Genomic DNA, 19,278 nt, shown 5'->3' with positions numbered 1-19,278 from the left:
GCTCTGTGCCGCAGGAATACTGTCGTTGACTCGCGCCTGGACGATGACGCGAATATTTCTGTTATTTCTTGATTTCAGGTAACTGTCAGATTTCGCCCCTATGTGCCTCTGGTTTTGTTCAATCCAGGAGACCTGAACGCATGCTGCAAAACAAGAGCATTTTTGCTACGCTTTTAACGCTGTGTCTCGCGACGCCAGCGCTTGCCGCAACAACGGTGACGGTGACAGAAGGCGGAGAGGGCGGCGGACCAATGACCCTGACCGTCGACCAGCCGACCGTGAAGGCAGGCGACGTGCTGTTCAAGGTCCACAATGATGCGATGACCGAGGAACATGAAATGGTTCTGGTCAAGCTCAAGAGTGCCGACCAGCAGGTCTCCGTCGTCAAGGGCAAGCATCGCGTGGATGAGAAGCAACTCAAGAGCCTAGGCGAAGTGTCCGACCTCAAGCCTGGGGCCGACGGCACACTGAAGGCCAAGCTCGCTCCAGGTTCCTATCTCTTGCTCTGCAACATCAAGGGGCATTACGAAGCGGGCATGCATGCCACGCTGACTGCAGTCAAATAAGCCGCCGTCGGGCGGCGTGGCGCCGCCAGACATTTTATTCGGGGCATGATGCGTCACTCTGCGGCATCCTTGCGCATAACACTTGCGGAGAGAAGAAGGCTTCTCGCCAACTTGTCACGCAATCGTAAGCCGTTTGGGTCTTTGAGCATCTGGTCTAGAAGCAGTGGATCTCGTCGCAAGACGGATCGGCTGCTTCTTCCTGTGGGCCATCAGGTTCGATTGTCGCTGGTGCTGCAAATCCGATGTCGGCAAGAATTTGTGCTTTCGTCGCAATGGAGAACGCCTCGATGGCATTGATGAGATCTTCTCGTCCGCCTCGACGATAGATTTCGGTCGCTTTTGCAAAAATCATGACGTCTCCCTCGCTGCGCCCGCTCAGGCGTGCGCGCGATCCTTCGGAAGTAGGAGGAGCAAGGTGTTAGTCAACTCATCCGAAAGCGGTAGAGCGCGGCCAGCAGACGTGCATCAGCCGATCTCAACGTCCGGCTTTCGCAGGAGGCCGGGCACTGCCCGGCAGCCTCGATGATATTAGGTCTTCAATCGTCCTTTTGCGTCGCAACTTGCTCGGTCATTGCGGCGCGGTGCAAGCGGCGGTCTTTGCCGCGTGAAACCCTCGTCACCTCGCTACTTATATCTCGACTTTCTTCTGCCGCCATGCAACTAAAGATCGTCTGCCTTAGTGCCCAGGGGATTGATGTGTCAGTCAGCTATGACGAAATTCTGGCCGCAGCAAATGCAGCACTGGAGCCAACGGCTGCGGCATATACAGCGGTGCACGACAATGCTGGCAGCGCGAAGGTCAAGGCAGCGGTCGCACGTGCCTGGAAGACAGTTCACGAAGCAGCAGAGCTTGTCTTAGAGGCGGATCAACATGCGCTGAAGCGCTCGACATTTCGCGGCAACGACTTGAAAGAGTTGATCGGCATTGGAGTGGCCTTGGTGGAAGGGTCGATGAAGAAGACCATGGAACAACCGCGCCAGGTCGCCAATCTTTTGCGTGAGATCGAGACGGTGCTCCGAAACGTGTTCCGCTCGCTGAAAATCGTCGACGCGAGAGTTGAGGCTATCACAAAATTAACGAGCCCAGAACCCATTCGTGCCTCGTCGTCGGAGCGCTGACCGTGCCTTGACAGGCCGGGGTGGCATGTGGCGTGCAGTTCGGCTGTCGCGGGACCGTCGACCTCTCAATATCTTTAGAAACTCGCGGCGACTACGCTCATCGATCACGACCTTCCTCACGCCTTGGTTGTACGCTTTAGGTGTCAGCTGCTCCAGCGGTGTCTTCAACGCGTCCCACTGACCACACTATTGGCGCTTGGCCCCAAGCTGACGATATCAAGGAGCTCAGACATGCTGAAGAAGACCACTCCGAGCAGGACAAAAATTGCCAAGCTGAGCAGCGCCGTTCGTTTTTTCATAGCGCAGAGCTAACGCAGTAGCGACACGCAACAATCGGACTTAGGTCCGACGTCTTTCTAAGATTTCCAAGTTCTGCAGTCTTGTCGGCCGGGGTTGACGTCGCTGAGGCCTCGGCGCGAGCTCTTGCGGGGATATAGAACACCGCAAAGAAGCCTCGACAATTGCGCGGAGCTCGTCCATCGAGGCGGGCGCCGCTCGCCCAACAGGCGCGTCCTTTCGCGACGGACACCGGCAAACCGTGCGCACGAAGCTCACGACACCGTCCCGCATGGTGTGTACCACAATTTTGTTGACGATCGGCCGATGCAGTTGCAACTCCCGGCGGAGGCGTATCGCGGTCGATGATTGCTTGAGCCGAGGCGCCAATCCTGACGATGGGCAATTCACCGACTGTTGCGCTCGATCAGGCGATTGAGCTTGCCGTTGCCCCAGGAGTGATAAGATGCTCGAACCGGATTTCGGGGCTGCGGGGCAAGGCGGCGGTTGATGACGGACGAAAACAGCAGACGCTTGAGACGCGCATGGCCTCGGACGCCATGGCTGTACAAGTCGTGAAGCAGGGCGCGAATTTCGAACCATTCATCCTCTGATGAGATCGGCAGATCCTCCTCCAGCTCGCGCAGTATCTGGAGACAGGTTTCGCTCAACGGAGATTCTGTGCTTTCTTCCACCATGTTACAGGGACGATCCGCGCTCCAAGCTGGTAAGACACTTAAATTCGGTCAGACGTTTAAACGAAAATTGCAATTACGAAAAGCCCGCCGTACTTAAGGAGGCACCCCACAATGTCGGTTCTGCTGCTCAAGCCTCGCCGGCGAGGGTCTTGATCAATTCGAACAGGCTTTGTGATCATGACGAATGCTTATTCAGCGGGCCTGCCTCTTGGGGAGGCGGCGGGTCTTTGACTGCAAGAAGTGCAGCGTCGTGATCGTCAGTGTGGATATTTCTTCACCGAAAGGCACTACCGGAGTGGTCCCGGGTATGCCCGCAACTGCTGCAATCGGCCAACCCAATCCGGTCCGACCTAGTTCGTATTGTTGCACGTCCTGAAACACAATGGCCAGCTTCTCAGGCAGAGCGGCTGAGATATTTTCAGCATTCTTCTCCGGCTTTGCAAACGCGCGCCCACATCAACGTCGACCTGCGACGGGATGGAAGGCGGACGTCGTGACATGACGGATCGTTTCCGATGTGTGGTCTCGGTAGAGGACGCGTGGGATGCGAAGAGGCAATCCGACCGATCGGCGCGAATGTTCCTGCAAGCGCCGTAAGCGAAGAATGACACGAATGAAGGTGGTGAGCATTCTGTCGGTCTAGCCCGTCAAGCAGCGCCCCGGTATGCCGTCACTCGCTGCCGGGGTGTTGCGACGCAGTCTGAAAGCGGCAGGTGGGCTAGGCACTACCGCAATGGCCGCAACTGCCCCCGGCGGTCAAAGTCCTGCAAGTTGAGGACGTCGACCATCCGGTCGGCTTCTGGTCCGTCCAAGCAGTCGAGCGTGACGCCATGAAACTCTGCCGGCCATCCCGTAAATATGTCGATGACGGAATAATTCCGATCAAACGGGTTCTTCGAGATTTGGTAGCGTAAATGATCCATTGTGAAGACAAAATAACGTCGGTGCCACCGCGATCAAGAGGCTTGAGGGTCAGCTGCCACTCCTATCAGAACGGCTTTGTAAGGCGAGCCCGATTCGCTCGCGCATCAAGTTGGAGGCAACCTAGACATAAGGACTCTGGGCCCTAACTAACTGATTGCAGTGCCGTAATGGCAAAACTATCAATGACGAAGGATGCTCATATGACAACACTCATAATCATCATTGTTCTTATACTCCTCCTCGGCGGCGGCGGCGGCTACTACGCCCATGGCAGATATGGCGGGCGCGGCTTGGGGGGCGTGCTTGGCCTTGTCGTTGTCATCCTGTTGGTACTTTGGCTGCTTGGTGCGCTGCATGGAGGCGCTGCCCCGCCAGTGTGATCTGCCAGGTTGGGTGGCGGCAGAGGTCGCCACCCGCCCCATGCCTTGGACAATTCGATCGAGCAGAGGCGGCGCGCATGGCCCTAATGAGACCCGGCCGATGGCGATCGCGTTGAACTTCGATGTCATGACGGCTACGGCGGCGAGACCTCCAGAGCACGATAGTCGATCGTTGCCAATGCCGTTTGCACCCGACGCAAGTCAGCCGCGTCGAAAGCACCTTGTGCGCCGGCGCGCCCCTTCGTCATTCCAGGTCGAGTGAGCGGCGTAGGTCCTCGATCCGCTTGGAGGCCTTTGCTTTTGTCAGGTCTTCCGAGAAGGCGTCAGAGCGGTGGGCCTGCTCCGACAAGGTCTTGAGGTAGGAGCTTTGCGCCCCGGTCATTGGCTCGTCGCCACTCACCCAGTCGTCCGGGTCCTTCTGTGTGTTCGACGAACTGTCCGGTTTTGAATTTTCACGCATGCCGATCTCCTGAAAACTGAAGTCGTTCCCCAAACGTTCCGGAAGCGCGGTGGTTCCAATCTATGTTGGTTGGCGTGGAACCAGGCCCAGGTCTGCTCCGTTTCGCCTTGATGATTGTCAGCTGCGAGGACATCGATTTGCCGACCATCGCTACGGCAGGCTGGTCCATTCCAAAGAAAAACGCCGATCGGTTCGCTGAAGAAGGAAGCGCCCTGACACGATATGCTTCCATCTTCGACGGCGTAGAGATCAATTCGACCTTCTACCGCCGACACCGGCCGTCCACCTTCGCGCGATGGGTCGACGCAGTACCGGATGCATTCCTGTTCTCGGTAAAGCTTCCGAAGGAGGTCACTCACGAGCGAGCGATGAGAGACATCGCTGCGCCGTTCCAGACGTTCCTTGGCGATATCGCACCATTGGACAAAAAGCGCGGACCTCTTCTTTGCCAGCTGCCGCCGTCGCTTGCCTTTAATGCTGAGGTGCTCGCACCGGCCTTCAGGATAATGCGCGACGCCGATGATGGACCGGTTGTTGTTGAGGCACGACACGCGAGCTTTTCGTGCAGCGAGGCATTGGATCTATTAAAGACATATGCGATGGACCGTGTTCTTGCAGATCCTGCGCCGGTCTGGCCAGCAAACGATTTTGACAGGCGACCAAGATACATTCGTCTGCATGGCACGCCAAAAATTTACTGTTCAAGCTACAGCAAGGAGGAAATCCGTTCATTCTGCGATCTGCTGGCGTCGGACAGCTGGTGCGTTTTCGACAATACAGCTTCGGGCGCTGCAATCGAAAACGCAATGACGATGCGCCAGCTCCGCGAGCCATCCTAACAGAAGCCGCTGCCTTTGAGGATTCTATAGGCATTGATCGTGGCCCTAAGGCGATCCTCCGACTGCCGATCCCCGCTATTGGCGTCCGGATGGTCGAGTTTAAGCCGCTCTTTATATCGACGTCTTATGTCGTCTGCGGTGGCATCACGCGGGAGCGCGAGCGTGTCAAAGGCCTGGGCTTCAAGTGGCCTCAGCTTTCGCAACGAAATAGTGCCGGTCGGCTGGACGGCTTTTCCGCGCGCTTTCAGTGACTTTGCCGAACCCGAGGGTATCGACGAGGGCAGTGGCGTCTCCAAAGCCTGGTGATTTGTTCTGACGCCACGCGCCGGAATTCTGCCAGCGGCGGCGTCGAGCTGATATCTCGCGACGACGGGGTCTGATTTGCCTGGCGAGTAGTCGTAGCCCTTGCTGTACTGTCTCGAGTGTCCAGCGCAAAACATCAGGTAGAGCCCATCGGCGGCGCCCCCAACCGGTGCGCGGTGAGTGCCGGCGCTTTCGCACCCTTCCCACTGACACTTAGGGCCAGTCTGCTCCTGAGTTGCGCTGCGCCGTCCACTGCGTGTTGGCCGGATGCCAACGAAGATCTTATTATCGCTCATTGGACTGCTATATGGCGAACACTTTGTGCAGGGCAAGCGTGCGATCGATCATCGTATCCTGACGGCAACCTCGCGAGCCCTCAAGGCATAGTGTGACGGCGGTTCGGCCGGCAGTTACGACCTCGTCTCCCCCTTTGACCTCCGCTCTCGCGGCCGGCGGTGACGTTCTTGAACGCAAACGAGATTGCACCGGTCTGTTCGGGTGAAGGACCAGGTTCGAGCTCTCTTCACATCCCTGGCGTCCTCTCGTCGTGGATCATTGTGCTATGGACACTGAAAGACGGCGGGCTCGGCCGGAGAATGGATAAAAGAAAAGGCTCGTCGCATTCCGGTACGACGAGCCTTTGACATGCAGGGGTCTCGATCATCTTACTCTACTACCCCAGCTGACATAAAGTAACAGCTCTAAGCTGTAGGGCAATTCATCCGAAAGACGTAGTTCACCAACCGGTAGGTTGTAGCGGACCGGCCCTCCGAAGAGATCTCGCCCTTTGAACTGTAGGCCATCCTCAGCAACGCTCGGAGCAATTCTTGTCGTTCTCGCTGAGCAGCGGGCGCAGTCTGTGCTGACCGGTGTCCCATTCCCTGCTTCCAGAGCCTCCCGGCACTCGGTCTCCAATGCTCTTTTGCCGCAGTAATCTTTGATGAGGCCATGAACCATGGAGATTTCGTCAGGTTCAATCGGCTGCTTGCCGCGCCTGCCGAATGCTTGAAACATCCCATCGCCTAACCATGCCTATCAAGCGCGCAGACCATCGGCTGAGGAGACGCAGACGCAACGACATATCAAATGCGCGCGCCAGGAGGCGCGACGGTGATGAAGGCCCAGCTCTCCTGTCGAACAAGTGCCGTCAGGATTGGCGATATGGTAACACGTCGATGCGACCGTTGGACCCACTGCTGCACCGCAGCCGAGGCTTTGCGCGGTCGACAGCTGGCCGCCACGGTTCAATTCTTGTCAGCGGACGGCCAGTCGTTTGCAGGTTCCTCGACCACCGCACTGCCATCTTCCGCAGGGTCGGGGTCACGATCAAGCGCCATCCGCAGCTCATCGACCTCTTCGACGATCGCCCGCAAGACATCCTCATGCCTCGCTCCGGCAACCACGAAGGTGTCGACAAAATCTTCCAGCCGGTCGCGCAACCGCGCTCTCCATGTCTCGGTCATGATTTCCTCCTCTTCTTTACGATCTTGTCGCTGAGCTCGATCCATACGGGCGCGTGATCGCTTGTGTGGTCCCAACCGCGCACGTCTCTATCGACTTGCGCCGCCGACAGACGGTCCGCCGCCCCAGGGCTCAGGAGGACGTGGTCGATCCGAAGACCCGCATCACGGGCAAAAGCGTTTCGGAAGTAGTCCCAGAATGTATAGATGCGCTCGCCCGGGTAGAGATGGCGCAGGGCATCTGTCCAGCCCTGATCAACAAGATCCTCATAGGCCTGCCGCACTTCGATCCTGAACAACGCGTCATTCGTCCAGCGCTCCGGCTTATAGACATCCAACTCCGTTGGCATGACGTTATAATCGCCGGCAAGCACGACTGGAACATCCAGCTCCGGCAGTTCCCTGGCATAGTCCTGCAAACGCTTGAACCAACGTAGCTTGTAGTCGAATTTCGGTCCTGGATAGGGGTTGCCGTTGGGAAGATAGAGACCCCCGATCACCATTCCGTCGACGATGGCCTCGATATACCGGCTGTGTTCGTCAGCCGGCTCCCCTGGAAGCCCTCTCCTCGTAAGATGCGGGTGCTGTCCTTTGGCAAGGATCGCCACACCGTTCCAGGACTTTTGGCCATGCCAGACGGCGCCATAGCCAGCTGCCTCGATGGCTTTGACGGGAAACTTATCCTGCGGCGCCTTGAGCTCTTGCAGGCAAACGATATCGGGATCCGCCTCCTGCAGCCACCGTAGGAGGACTTCCAGCCGGCCGTTGACGCCGTTGACATTATACGTCGCGATCTTCACGGCTCAGCGGCGACTGATGTCTGCTTCCACGTTCTTGCGACAGTTTCCAGCGCTCTTGATGGCCTTCTTAACCGCGTCTGCAGAAACGCCCTGCTTCTTTGCTTCATATCGAACCTCGTAATCCTGACCGCCCGCTACTCTTTCTCGGTCCTGAGCACGTCCCCTCGAAGTGGTTGCCATGGACAGTCTCCAGATTTATTGCCTCGGTATGCAGAAACGATCAAAGAATCAGTAAGTTCCATGGGCCGGGAGCATGATGGTTTGAAGGATGGAGCAGCCATCATCGTCGAACAACCTGGGGCGGGACAGACACAGCCATCGCGTCAGTTGTTGCTGCAGATGCGGATGCAGGATACTAAGGCTCCGGCTGCAAGCAACCCCCGGCCGTGGAACCGATTTGCCGGGTAGGCCATTTCTGACGCATGCAAACGCGAAGCCTTTTCCTCATTATTTCGCAACCCGTCGCCTGGCTGACGGGACATCGATTGGTCTTGGCGGGGGCATTAGGCGCTGTGACGGTCTGGTCAGTTGGTGGATGGATTGGCGGCCTGCCGAAGGAATGGTGCATGTTGTCCAACATGATCGGAAGCCTCGTCACCCTTTTATCCTGCTCATCATACAGCACTCGCAGAACCGCGGTATAGCGGCGCTTCAAGTGAAAGTGGGCGAGCTGGATCCGATCAAGCGATGCCGGTAACCATATGATCGGCATCGAGCGAGCCGAGGCAGACGAGCTGTCGCGGCTTGCGAGCGTTCTTCGGGCAGGCCCGTGACTGCCCCGGCGATCCTGCTCCCGTTCCACGGCCTCCTCGACGCACTCTGTCGGCTAACCGCTTGCTTATCTCGCGCAGTTTAGAGACGGACCGATCACGCGTGAATGCGGGACGTTGCGATGGGCGTATGGCAGGAACGGTGCCGGCTGCTGCGCCTTGTCGCTCGGATGGCCAAAACCTCTTCCTTAGATGGCTCACCTGCCGAGATCTTTTTCGCCACCGGATACCAACCCTCGCAAGCCCAATACGCCAAGTCCACTCGCGGCATTTCCCAGCGGGACTGTGATCAGCACGACGACACATTCTCCGAGTTTCATGTTCGAGCCGATGCCCGTCATCGATTGTTCGCCATCATGAGATTTCTCGCATCGACATCGCTGCTGCCGTACAATGGAGCGCTTGGATGGCGTGTCTGTTGGTCCGCATCGGCGTTAAGCCGCTCTCTTACGGTTGCCCGCCGCCGCCTGCTGCGCCATAAATTTGTCCGGTGGCGTAACTGGCCTCAGGATCTGCGAGCTGAACGTAGATGGACGCCAGTTCTGCCGGCTGTCCCGGGCGCCCCATCGGTGTGTCGCCTCCGAACTTTTCCAGCTTTTCCATCGTGGCGCCCCCGCTGACCTGCAGCGGAGTCCAGATTGGGCCGGGCGCGACACCATTGACGCGGATGCCTTTGGGGCCGAGCTGCTTGGCCATCGATTTGGTGAAATTCATCATCGCGGCCTTGGTCATGGCGTAGTCGACGAGGTTCTCTGAAGGATCATATGCTTGCTCCGAGGTTGTCTGGATAATCACGGAACCTGGCTGCATGTGCTTGAGCGCTGCACTTGTCAGGAGGAAGGTTGCGTAGATATTGGTTTTCATAGTCGCGTCGAACGCCTCGTAGGTGATCTCTTCGATCGACTTTGCTTGCTGTTGGCGGCCGGCATTGTTGACCAGTATCTCGAGGCCGCCGAGTGCACCCACCGCATCTTCTACCAGTTTTTCACAGAAGGCCGCATCCCGCAGGTCGCCGGGAAGCGATATGCCTCTACGGCCTTCCTTCTGGATCAGCGCGATCACCTCCCGTGCATCGGGCTCCTCATCCGGAAGATAGTTGATGGCGACATCAGCGCCTTCGCGGGCGTAAGCGATGGCTGCCGCGCGACCCATGCCGGAATCGCCCCCGGTGATCAGCGCCCTGCGTCCCGCAAGACGGCCAGAACCCTTATAGGAAGCCTCCCCGTGATCGGGCTTGGGCACCATCCTGCCGGCAAGGCCTGGAAATGGCTGACTCTGCTTCTGGAATGGCGGTTTCGGGTACTTTGTTGTAGGATCGTCCATCTGTGCATTCTCCTGCGTGTTCGAGGCCGACCAGGCGAAGCCTTGGAAAGCCGAGGCTGCGAGCGTTACGCTTGCCGCAGCAATCACCGATCGCCGGGTCATGGGGACGGAGTGTTTGGGTGTGATGACAGCTCTTTCAGCGTTCGCGGCTTCGGTCGCCCACCAACTTAGGTAACGCTGCGAGGTTCCCTGCTTCGGAACCAAGAGTGCTCTTATGGTGTTGCGTCCTTGAACCGGAGTACCATCATGCCGCACCTTGAAACGGACAGCCTGCGAATAGTCTTCGACGAAACTGGAGTGCGTCATGGCCAGCCGGTTCTCCTTCTTCACGGATGGCCCGACGACGCTTCCACATGGTCGTCTGTCACGTCGCTGCTGGGGAACCGGGATCTTCGACTGATTGCGCCATACTTGCGGGGGTTCGGTCCGACCGTATTTCGCAACGACAGTGCATTGCGCAGCGCGAACGGTGGCGCCCTTGCGATGGACGCCATAGCCCTCATGGACGGCCTGGGCATTGAGCGGTTTTCCGTCGTTGGCCACGACTGGGGCTCAAACATCGCCGAAGCCCTCGCCATTGGCTGGCCCGAGCGCGTCGACCGGATGGCGCTGCTTTCGTCGCTGCCGCGCATGGGCGGTTTGAAGACCCCTTCATTTCGGCAGGCCGAGCGATACTGGTACCATTGGTTCATGGCGACGAAGCGCGGAGCTGAGGCGATCCATGACGATCCGCATGGCTTTGCCCGCATCCAGTGGGAAAACTGGGGGCCTGACGGCTGGTTTGACGAGGCAACTTTTGCCTCGGTATCGAAGTCCTTCGATAATCCGGACTGGGTCGCTGTCACGCTGCACAGCTATAGGGTTCGTTGGGGGGAAGCCGAGCCCGATCCGCAAAGCGCATGGCTTGAAGACCGCGTCAGGCAGACACAGTCGCTCTCGCTGCCGACGGTCTACTTCCAGGGGCTGGAAGATGGCGTCAATCCGCCTGAGCTCTCCGAACACTTGCACGAAAAGTTCTCGGGCCCCTTTGAAAGGATCATTCTTCAGAATGTCGGACATTTTCCGCAACGCGAGGATCCGCAAACCGTAGCGCGAGAACTTGCCATATTCCTTGAGCAATAGGGCCCTAGGAACAGGTAGGCTGCAGTCGACGTTTATCTTGTTGGCCGAAGGGACCATGTTCATGTTCAAAACTTCCGACGCCGATCTCGAACCGCGCAGTGGCAGCCCGAGCGCCCGGCGACCTGAGGGGAAGATCAAGCGCCGCTTCATGAGCCAGTGTAGGGACGCAGCGCATCAAAAGCTGTCGTTGGAGCTCGCAAAGGTCTTCGATGCAGCCCGGGATGCAGACAAGCACGTCGCGGCTGGATCCGCCATCATACCCGCGTGGGAGAGATGACCGGAGTGAACACCTACGTCGTTACGCTCCTGATCTTCGGCGCCGTGGTTTTGTTGACCGCCTGGCTGCCCATGGCGCTGAGGCGGGTCCCTCTTTCTTTGCCCATCTGCTGCATTGCCATCGGAATGGCACTCGCCTGGTCTCCATTCACGCCTCTGCCGCAGTTCAACCCGCTGGAGAATGTAAAATGGGCCGAGCACTTGACGGAGTTCGTGGTCGTCGTTGCCTTGATGGGGGCTGGCCTGAAGATCGACCGGCCGCTCGGTTGGGCACGATGGATGATCACCTGGAGATTGCTGGGGATCGCCATGCCTATCTCGATTGCCGCGATCGCGCTTCTTGGGTGGAGCGTCCTCGGTCTTGGAGCAGCGTCTGCTCTTTTACTCGGTGCAGCACTCGCACCCACCGATCCTGTTCTTGCAGCAGATGTTCAGGTGGGGCCGCCGCAGACAGGTGAGGAAGACGACATCCGTTTCGCGTTGACGTCGGAGGCCGGCCTGAATGACGGGCTGAGCTTTCCTTTTGTAATGGCGGCGATGGCAATCGCCGGCAGCACGGCCGGTCATTCGGACTGGGTCTTGCCCTGGCTGGCTGTCGACGTTGTCTGGAAGCTCGCCGTGGGCGCCGGAACGGGATGGATTGTCGGCCGCGCGCTTGGATACCTCACCTTTAAGGTTCCGGAACGAAGCCGGATCGCACGAACTGGCGACGGGCTTGCAGCGCTCGGTTTCACCTGCGTGGCCTATGCGATCGCCGAACTCGTCCATGGATATGGGTTCGTGGCGGTGTTTGTTGCTGCGCTGGCGTTGCGCAGTGTCGAACGACACAGCAGCTTTCATGGCGAGCTTCACGATTTCGGCGAACAAATAGAGCGAATGCTGATGATGGTGCTGCTCGTCTGCTTCGGATCAATCGTCGCTGAAGGATCGCTTCTGCAAAAGGTGGATTGGCGAGTGGCAGTGGTCGCTGTTGTGACCCTTTCGCTTGTGCGACCGCTGGCGGGTTGGATCAGCCTGATGGGCTGCCGGCATTCCGTTGCGGAGAAGGCGATTGTTTCAGTGTTCGGCATCCGTGGATTAGGATCGATCTACTATCTCGCCTACGCATCCGGGAAAGTGCAGTTCGAAGGAATAGAGACAATATGGGCAACAGTTCTCGTCATTATCCTTGCGTCAATTGTGCTGCACGGCATTGCGGTGACGCCGGTGATGCGGTGGATCGACCGGCGACGCGGCGTCCACAAGATGAAGCCGGCGCCAACGCCTGGCGCGACCGATTGATTACCTGTTTGCCGGGCTGCCAGCTGGGCGCAACCCCGATCACCGGAAATCTACGCGCCCGGCGGGCGGGATCCAAAGATCTCGTCGAGGGCTCGCAGCAAACTGAGGATCCGTTGGTCGTCGGTCCGGTAAAAGACCGTTTGAGCGCTCCGCCTCGTTTTTACCAGCTTGTCCGCGCGCAGTTTGGACAGGTGCTGTGAGAGCGCCGACTGTGAGAGGTCCACATGAAGCATCAGGTCACCGACCGATATCTCCTTGTGGGCCAGAACGAGCAGTATCTTCAAGCGATTTTCGTTAGCAATCGCGGACAGCAAGGCGGCTTTGTCCTCAAGGGCGTCGTCCGGTTCTAAGGTCATCGAGGGATCCGAGAATGCTGGTCACGATGCGTGGCGCCGCCAGTGTAGATCGGCTCTCAGGCAATGCAATTAAATATTCTAACAACGCTATGTTTTTCGTGCCGCACGATAAGCTAGAATCAAATGGCGCAGGGTGTTTGGCGAGATCTCCAAGAATACCGACATCGGCGTTTCGCCCTTAATTGGCGCGCGCGGGTGCGTTGACGTCGAGACAAACCCGTTGCGGCGACTTCACTCATGATCGAATCGATCTCTGCGAAGGCGCGCATCGAAACAATGCCTGCGGTAGGCAGAGGTCGGACCTTGGTCCGATGCGACGACGCGGACGGAACAAAACCTGACTGGTGCGGTTTGAGGGAGACCAAACGCCTCGCGTCGTGGGGCTGCGGACAACCAAGGAAACTCGTCATGTTCAAAAACCTATCACTTGTTTTGGCTTTCACCGCGACCTTGCCGATGTTGACGGCTTGCACAGCCACCGAGAAGGGGACCGCAATTGGCGCGGGAACGGGTGCCGTCATCGGCGGAGCCGTCACGAATAGCTGGGGAGGAGCCGCGGTTGGTGCAGTTGCCGGTGGCGTCGCAGGCGCTTTGATCGGCCGTTCGACCGAACATAGAGGCTATTGCATCTATCGTGATCAGTATGGCCGCAAGTACGAGGCGCGGTGCCGCTAGGCCGTCGGGTCGTTCGGTATCCGCTCCAGCTTGTACGGGGACCGTTGCTCGCTCGCGAGAAATTGGTTCCCGAACAACTGCGCAGAAAACCAGGACCGCTAGATTCGCAGGTCAAAAGCTGAAGCCACTCTGGAGCCGCCTAGCTGCTGGATCGCGAGCAGGGTGGGCAGGACTAATGTCGACGCGTCGGAAATTGCGAGAGGTGAGCAGGTGGCCGAGGCAGCGAGAGTTCGGGTCATTGACCTGGAGACCGCGGGAAACGGCCCCAACGATGTATGCGAGATCGGCTGGCAGGACGTCGTCCAGGCGCCAGACGGACGCTGGGGGCTGGATGCCGAACGCGGCTCGTTCCTGGTTGACCCAGGTCGTCCCATATCGCCGGAAACAATGGCGATCCATCACATCCTCGACCGAGACGTGATCGGCGCGCCTCTGTGGAAGCAGGCCGCAGCTTCCGTCCTTCAGCCGCGGCAACCAGTCGCGGCACTTGCTGCACATCGCGCCGCCTTCGAACGACGCTATTGCACGCCCCGGCTTTGCGCAGGGGCGCCGTGGATCTGCACATGGAAGTGCGCCCTGAGGCTATGGCCGCATCTGCCGCGGTTCTCGAACCAGATGCTGCGTTACCAGCGCATGCCGGTTGGGCTTGTGCACGAGATCGGTCTGCCCGCCCACCGCGCGATGCCAGATGCATATGTGACAGCTCATCATCTGCGTGACATGCTGAATGAAGCTTCACTCGAGCAGTTGCTGGCATGGAGCGCTCAACCGGGCCTGTTGCCCCGCGTCCCCGCAGGATCCGAACGCGGCAAGGCTTGGAGCCAAGTCGATTTGCAACTCCTTCAGGGATTCCTCAAGGATCGAGACGCCGACATCCGGTTTACTGCCGAAATGGAATTGGCCCGGAGGGAAGACAAATCCTCCACGGTAAAAGAGCCGCCCATCCAGCCACGCCTGCTTTAGCACTCGTTTCGGTCGCCACGGGCCGCATGGCGGGACCCGTCCAGACAGAGGAATTATGCGCTTGCTATGATCTCCTGGACTTCAAGTTGAGGGGAGAGGAACGGTGAGGCATCCGGTCGAACATTCGGCAACGGGTCACCGAGACGACCGGGCAAAGCACCCACGAGCGACGATATGGCACCTGGCCGCAAAAGGGATGCGTGTCATATCACGATATGCTGGAATTTTGAGGAACCGAGAGTGCTAAAAATCTATCGTGACATTGACGGAACTGTCAGGGCTGGCCAACCTCAAGACACATTGCCTGGTCGGGTAATCTGGATGGACCTGATCGATCCCGACGAAAAGGAAATAGCGTTTGTCCAACATCGGGCGAAGGTGCGTGTTCCGACAAAGGAAGCGCTGAGCGAAATCGAGGCGTCCAGCAGGCTCTCCAAACAAGGTAACCGGCTCTATCTCAGCGCGCCTGTCGTTGCCCACGCCAGCATCGAGCATGCTGAACTGTCGCCAGCTGGGTTTATCGTCGGTCCTGACTTTCTCGTGACCGTACGCTTCGAAGCCTTGCCCGCTTTCGACGCGGTGGCCGATCGCATAAAACATGATGAAAGCCTGTCCAGTGGAATGGGAGTTTTTGTCGCGCTGCTTGAGGCGATGGTCGATCGTGGTGCAGATGCCCTTGAGCATCTGGCCACTGCAGTCGACCACGTGTCCCGTTCGGTCTTCAAAGGCAACCTTAGGGGATCTACGTCCTCTCGAAACGCCAATTTCACCTTGCGCCTGGCGCTTTCGAAAGTTGGCAGGCTGGGCGACCGATCATCGAAAGCAAGAGATGTTCTCCTCGGTGTCGGGAGGATGGCGTCGTTCACACTCGATGTGTGTCATGACATGCTGTCGGACGAATTCCGTGACCAGCTCCACGCCGTTACCAAAGACGTCGCTTCTTTGAGTGACTATGAGACCCACCTTTCTGACAAGACACAGTTTCTGCTCGACGCCGTTCTTGGCTTCATCACCATCGAGCAGAACGACATATTCAAGGTATTGACCATCGCATCGGTGGTGGGCGTCCCGCCCACCCTGATGGCTGGCATATGGGGGATGAACTTCAAGTTCATGCCTGAACTTGGCTGGACTTGGGGTTACCCATTTGCCTGGGCGGTCATCGCCTTGAGTGCCATACTGCCGCTATTATGGTTCTGGCGGAGAGGGTGGTTTTGATGCCGACCGAGGGTGGTCTGTCATGGGAATGTTCTCACGGCCTGCTGTTTCGCAAAAAAGCTTTGACCAGAGGGTGAACCGCGCGAAAGAGTCACCATATCGATCTTATGGAATACCATCTGTCCCCGCGTGAGCGAGAAGTGCTGACATTGATGTGCGATGGCAAGAGCGCCCAGGAAATTGCAGACATCCTGGGGATATCGGTCTACACCGTGCGCACGCATATCGATCGACTGAAGGACACGTTCTGCGTCTACAAAGACACGGCGCTGGTGGCTGCTGCGTTCAGAACTGGCGTGATACATTGACTGGCCGGGGCTGGCTTGCGAACCCGGGCAGTGCTGGCTTGTTGCGCACTGAACGCCGAACCTTCAGGGGGAGGCGCATAAGCCTCGATTCGACATTGCAGGGATGACATTCGAAGATAATCCGATGAGCGGTTTGAACCGGTTCGGTCTTGGGATCGCACGTCGCGGTCGGCTCATCGCACATGTTCATCGCGGAGTGACACGACTAAAGCGTTTTGAGCAGGCGGAGTAACGCGATCATCTCTATCGGGGTCGGCCTCTTGAACGCAATGTAGGTGGGAACTTCTTCCCCATGAAACCGGCGCTTGAACGCCGCCTGACCACGCAAGTTGAATATATGAGTGTTGACCTTTTCAGACAGGAAGGCCTTCTCGAACAAGGTGCGCCAGAGGCGGCTCTCGGCAAACCCGCTCGCGGCGATCGCTGCAAGCGGCGATAGGCCAAGGGTAATGCGCGCGCGTCCCTCTTCGCGGAAACGGTCAGCAGCAAATTTTGTCAGCCCGACCTCGGCATGTGGTGTCGTTCCCTCGAGCTTTCGCTTGAAAGCTGCCGTGTAGCCTGTCACCACGCCGTCTTCAAACATCGGATCGAAATCGAGGATTGCAACTGGATCGCCTTGTGGGCTCAGGATCACAAAGCGACGCATATGCGGTGATAGTTCCGGAAAGAAGGGTCGATTCAGGAAGCGCATTTCCCTCCGGCTGACGATCCGCCCAGCACGCCAGCTTTCCGAAACGGTCTTGATCTGGTCGGCCTGGGTCCTGGTGCCGTCACACTCGGCGATCGTGTAGCCTTGCTTGATCAGCCATCTCTCGGAATAGCGGACCGTTTCGTTCCGTTTGCCGCTGAAACTGTGGGTATCGAAGGTCAAATGTGTATCGATCCCCATGTGATTGACGCGATATCCCATCGTTGACAGAACCCCCGCCGTTTGCGGCCCGATTTGGACGAAACAAGGATTTCCGGCCGCTTGAACAAAGTCTCGTACATATCGTTCGTGCTCACTCTTTGGTGCAACGGGATCGCCCAGGGCGAACGTGTGGCCCATCTTGGTCGCATAGGCGACATATCCCTCGTCGTCCCCGAAGTGTTTCAGGTCCCGCTGAACGGCGGTCGAGTAGGCGAGGGCGAAGTCACCGTGCCTACGACAGAGCTCCAGCTTCTGGCTCGCGGAAAATCGAACGTCCGGGATATGAGATACGCGTCGGTCGAGTAGATCATCGAAGACCCTGCGGATGTTCGGCATTGCGTTCCCCTGGTGGTCACGCACCTTGCGCACAGTTTAGAGTCGTTACCAAACGCGAAAGCATCCTTCGTCCGATACCGTACAATCGTCAGCGGGCGGCGTTGCGCCCGTATTCTGTTTTAGTCATGGTTGTCGGATGGAAGCGCAAGCGAATGTAGAACGAGTCGTTATCGTCGGTGCCGGCTTGGCAGGACTGACGGTTGCCTATCACCTTAAAAGGTTGGGAATTAAAAGTCTTATCTTGGACAAAGGCGGCAAGATCGGCGCCTCCTGGTCTGCGCGCCACCAGCAGTTGACCCTCAATACTCACCGGAGCGTGTCACACTTGCCGGGTCTGCAATATCAAAGTGGAACGCCAGCGTTTCCGAGGCGAGATGACGTTGTGCGCCATCTCGAGAGTTTCGCGCAGCGCCATGCGTTCCCAATACGCTTTAACGTAGATGTCACTGGGATCAGCAAGGCCGGCTCTTGCTTCGTGATCACATCCAGCACCGGTCCTGTCTTTGCCGAGCATGTAGTTATTGCAACAGGGAGGGACCACGATCCACGATGGCCACAAATTCGTGGTGTTGAAACCTTCACCGGCCAACGCATCCACGCGAGCGACTTTGGCGACGTGAAGCAATATGCGGGAAAACGCGTCCTCGTTGTGGGAGGGGGAAACTCAGGATTTGACATCCTGAACCATCTTTGCCGGGTTGATACTGAAGAAGTTTGGCTCTCCGTTAGATCGGGGTCAGCGGTTCTTCCCAAGCGCTTGAGGGGTATCGCTGTGCATCGACTGTCCCCGCTCATGGACATGTTGCCATCAGCGTTTGCCGACCTTGCGATCGGTTTCACTCAGCGGCTCGCTTTCGGAAACATTCAAAGTTTCGGCTTTCCGAAGCCCGGTCGGGGAGCAGCGACCCGGCTCAGATGCGATCACATTGCCATCCCTGTCGACGACGGAGCAATGGGCGCGATAAAGGCGGGCCGGATTGCGGTCGTCCGCGAGGTCGACCGCGTAGTTGGCGGCACGGTTTATCTGGCCGGCGGCGACATTGTCGAGCCAGACATTCTCATCGCAGCGACCGGCTACGGCCCACGACTGGGATGTACTCTTGGCGATCTTTCCGTACTGGATGCCAAAGGTAATCCAATCCTCGGTTCCGACAATGTGTCATCAAGTGTTCCGGGTTTGTGGTTTTCGGGGATGACGCCAGGCCTTGTCAGCTACTTCAGAAGTGTCGATCGAGAGGCTGGGAAGATTGCGGCAGCCGTGGCTGCAGAGCCGCAAAGGCCAAGGACAGCGGTCAGCCGGTTGGATGAATGGGCCGAGGACTGAATTTTGCATAGGTCCGAGCAGGCATTCTGGAGGCGGTCGAGCCAACGACAGGGCGCAACTGCGCTGCCCCTATCAGACCACGCATCAACAGGCAGCCCGTGTGGAAGGTGCAGGACGCCAGCCGACGTCACGCACTCCTGACCTACCGAGCGGAAACGTCGTCACTGATCTCCTCCAGGGCAACGCCGGCAAGTTCTTCGTTGATGCCCGCAACGTCGCCCAGAGACAAAATGCCGACGATTTTCCCGTCATCATCGAAGACCAGAAGCCGGCGCATTTGCAATTCGGACATCCGATCCGCCGCCTCTCGCAGATTGTCTCCTTCGAGGCAGCTTTCCACGCCTTCGGTCATGATCGACGATACCGCCTCATCATATCCGATCCCCTCGGCAACGCCTCGAATGACGATGTCGCGGTCCGTCACGACACCGAACACTTCTCCGTCGACGACCGGAATAACCCCGGAATCGATCTCCGACATAAGCCTCGCGACCTCCCTGATGCTCGAAGCGGGAGCGGCCGTTACCACCTGCCGTGTCATCACGTCTTTTACCTGCATCGCCTTCTCCTTTTGTCGAGGACGTCCCATGC

Annotated in this window: 22 protein-coding genes; 11 read left to right on the top strand and 11 right to left on the bottom strand. The window is 58.1% G+C overall.

The features are described from left to right. The first annotated feature begins 140 nt into the window (after positions 1-140). Complete coding sequence (locus tag ACQZ5H_RS22185; protein ID WP_112718991.1) at positions 141-566, top strand: sulfocyanin-like copper-binding protein; 426 nt, start codon at positions 141-143, stop codon at positions 564-566. Between the two features lie 154 nt (positions 567-720). On the opposite strand, the gene ACQZ5H_RS22180 is transcribed toward ACQZ5H_RS22185, so the two are convergent. After that, complete coding sequence (locus ACQZ5H_RS22180; protein WP_112718990.1) at positions 721-918, bottom strand: hypothetical protein; 198 nt, start codon at positions 916-918, stop codon at positions 721-723. 344 nt (positions 919-1,262) lie between these two features. Here ACQZ5H_RS22180 and ACQZ5H_RS22175 point away from each other — a divergent pair, with 344 nt between their 5' ends. Further along, positions 1,263-1,685: a hypothetical protein gene (locus ACQZ5H_RS22175; protein WP_130279573.1), complete on the top strand. Its 423-nt coding sequence runs from the start codon at positions 1,263-1,265 to the stop codon at positions 1,683-1,685. A 683-nt stretch (positions 1,686-2,368) separates the two neighbouring features. On the opposite strand, the gene ACQZ5H_RS22170 is transcribed toward ACQZ5H_RS22175, so the two are convergent. Next, complete coding sequence (locus ACQZ5H_RS22170; protein ID WP_130279572.1) at positions 2,369-2,659, bottom strand: hypothetical protein; 291 nt, start codon at positions 2,657-2,659, stop codon at positions 2,369-2,371. A gap of 1,124 nt (positions 2,660-3,783) precedes the next feature. Here ACQZ5H_RS22170 and ACQZ5H_RS22165 point away from each other — a divergent pair. After that, positions 3,784-3,963, top strand: coding sequence for a DUF3309 family protein (locus ACQZ5H_RS22165; protein ID WP_112719047.1), 180 nt, complete (start codon positions 3,784-3,786; stop codon positions 3,961-3,963). A gap of 244 nt (positions 3,964-4,207) precedes the next feature. On the opposite strand, the gene ACQZ5H_RS22160 is transcribed toward ACQZ5H_RS22165, so the two are convergent. Next, on the bottom strand, positions 4,208-4,423 hold the full coding sequence (locus ACQZ5H_RS22160; RefSeq protein WP_203431253.1) for a DUF3072 domain-containing protein: 216 nt from the start codon (positions 4,421-4,423) through the stop codon (positions 4,208-4,210). Positions 4,424-4,560: 137 nt separating this feature from the next. On the opposite strand from ACQZ5H_RS22160, the gene ACQZ5H_RS22155 reads away from it, so the two are divergent. Then, on the top strand, positions 4,561-5,262 hold the full coding sequence (locus ACQZ5H_RS22155) for a DUF72 domain-containing protein (RefSeq protein ID WP_203431252.1): 702 nt from the start codon (positions 4,561-4,563) through the stop codon (positions 5,260-5,262). Here the strand turns inward: ACQZ5H_RS22155 and ACQZ5H_RS22150 are convergent. The 5 genes from ACQZ5H_RS22150 to ACQZ5H_RS22130 form a co-directional block, all read right to left on the bottom strand. Continuing rightward, positions 5,259-5,861 carry a J domain-containing protein gene (locus ACQZ5H_RS22150; RefSeq protein WP_148194602.1) on the bottom strand — a complete coding sequence of 201 codons (603 nt, stop codon included), beginning with the start codon at positions 5,859-5,861 and terminating at the stop codon, positions 5,259-5,261. The genes ACQZ5H_RS22155 and ACQZ5H_RS22150 overlap by 4 nt on opposite strands. 948 nt (positions 5,862-6,809) lie before the next feature. Beyond that, positions 6,810-7,028, bottom strand: a complete 219-nt coding sequence (locus ACQZ5H_RS22145) for a hypothetical protein (protein ID WP_148194603.1) — start codon at positions 7,026-7,028, stop codon at positions 6,810-6,812. After that, complete coding sequence (gene xth, locus ACQZ5H_RS22140) at positions 7,025-7,825, bottom strand: exodeoxyribonuclease III (protein ID WP_203431251.1); 801 nt, start codon at positions 7,823-7,825, stop codon at positions 7,025-7,027. The genes ACQZ5H_RS22145 and xth overlap by 4 nt, the downstream gene beginning before the upstream one ends. 3 nt (positions 7,826-7,828) lie before the next feature. After that, positions 7,829-8,005: a DUF3606 domain-containing protein gene (locus ACQZ5H_RS22135; RefSeq protein ID WP_203431250.1), complete on the bottom strand. Its 177-nt coding sequence runs from the start codon at positions 8,003-8,005 to the stop codon at positions 7,829-7,831. 1,037 nt (positions 8,006-9,042) lie between these two features. Then, a complete protein-coding gene (locus tag ACQZ5H_RS22130) occupies positions 9,043-9,918 on the bottom strand; it encodes an SDR family oxidoreductase (protein WP_246777766.1) in 876 nt (291 codons plus the stop codon). A gap of 246 nt (positions 9,919-10,164) precedes the next feature. On the opposite strand from ACQZ5H_RS22130, the gene ACQZ5H_RS22125 reads away from it, so the two are divergent. Both ACQZ5H_RS22125 and ACQZ5H_RS22120 read left to right on the top strand, forming a co-directional pair. Beyond that, complete coding sequence (locus ACQZ5H_RS22125; RefSeq protein ID WP_203431248.1) at positions 10,165-11,040, top strand: alpha/beta fold hydrolase; 876 nt, start codon at positions 10,165-10,167, stop codon at positions 11,038-11,040. Positions 11,041-11,322: 282 nt separating this feature from the next. After that, positions 11,323-12,597, top strand: coding sequence for a cation:proton antiporter (locus ACQZ5H_RS22120; protein WP_203431247.1), 1,275 nt, complete (start codon positions 11,323-11,325; stop codon positions 12,595-12,597). Between the two features lie 50 nt (positions 12,598-12,647). Here the strand turns inward: ACQZ5H_RS22120 and ACQZ5H_RS22115 are convergent, their stop codons facing one another. Then, entirely contained in the window at positions 12,648-12,953 is a 306-nt protein-coding gene (locus ACQZ5H_RS22115; RefSeq protein WP_203431246.1) for an ArsR/SmtB family transcription factor, read from the bottom strand. A gap of 456 nt (positions 12,954-13,409) precedes the next feature. Between ACQZ5H_RS22115 and ACQZ5H_RS22110 the strand changes: the two genes are divergently transcribed. The 4 genes from ACQZ5H_RS22110 to ACQZ5H_RS22095 all read left to right on the top strand — a co-directional run bounded on the left by ACQZ5H_RS22110 (position 13,410) and on the right by ACQZ5H_RS22095 (position 16,117). Then, positions 13,410-13,628 carry a YMGG-like glycine zipper-containing protein gene (locus tag ACQZ5H_RS22110; RefSeq protein ID WP_112719044.1) on the top strand — a complete coding sequence of 73 codons (219 nt, stop codon included), beginning with the start codon at positions 13,410-13,412 and terminating at the stop codon, positions 13,626-13,628. A gap of 210 nt (positions 13,629-13,838) precedes the next feature. After that, the gene (locus tag ACQZ5H_RS22105) at positions 13,839-14,591 is read left to right on the top strand and encodes an exonuclease domain-containing protein (protein WP_203431245.1); all 753 of its coding nucleotides are present in this window, start codon (positions 13,839-13,841) and stop codon (positions 14,589-14,591) included. 240 nt (positions 14,592-14,831) lie between these two features. Continuing rightward, on the top strand, positions 14,832-15,809 hold the full coding sequence (locus ACQZ5H_RS22100; protein WP_199629725.1) for a magnesium transporter CorA family protein: 978 nt from the start codon (positions 14,832-14,834) through the stop codon (positions 15,807-15,809). 107 nt (positions 15,810-15,916) lie between these two features. Next, the gene (locus tag ACQZ5H_RS22095) at positions 15,917-16,117 is read left to right on the top strand and encodes a response regulator transcription factor (protein ID WP_112718976.1); all 201 of its coding nucleotides are present in this window, start codon (positions 15,917-15,919) and stop codon (positions 16,115-16,117) included. A gap of 205 nt (positions 16,118-16,322) precedes the next feature. Here the strand turns inward: ACQZ5H_RS22095 and ACQZ5H_RS22090 are convergent, their stop codons facing one another. Further along, positions 16,323-17,363 carry a phosphatidylglycerol lysyltransferase domain-containing protein gene (locus ACQZ5H_RS22090; protein ID WP_112718975.1) on the bottom strand — a complete coding sequence of 347 codons (1,041 nt, stop codon included), beginning with the start codon at positions 17,361-17,363 and terminating at the stop codon, positions 16,323-16,325. 136 nt (positions 17,364-17,499) lie between these two features. On the opposite strand from ACQZ5H_RS22090, the gene ACQZ5H_RS22085 reads away from it, so the two are divergent. Continuing rightward, entirely contained in the window at positions 17,500-18,687 is a 1,188-nt protein-coding gene (locus ACQZ5H_RS22085) for a flavin-containing monooxygenase (RefSeq protein WP_112718974.1), read from the top strand. Positions 18,688-18,829: 142 nt separating this feature from the next. On the opposite strand, the gene ACQZ5H_RS22080 is transcribed toward ACQZ5H_RS22085, so the two are convergent. Continuing rightward, the gene (locus tag ACQZ5H_RS22080; RefSeq protein ID WP_203431244.1) at positions 18,830-19,246 is read right to left on the bottom strand and encodes a CBS domain-containing protein; all 417 of its coding nucleotides are present in this window, start codon (positions 19,244-19,246) and stop codon (positions 18,830-18,832) included. Positions 19,247-19,278 lie beyond the last annotated feature (32 nt).

Source organism: Rhizobium sp. 21-4511-3d, from assembly GCF_053522545.1.
The sequence above is the reverse complement of the archived record's forward strand: the minus strand, read 5'-3'. Positions and strand labels throughout refer to the sequence as shown.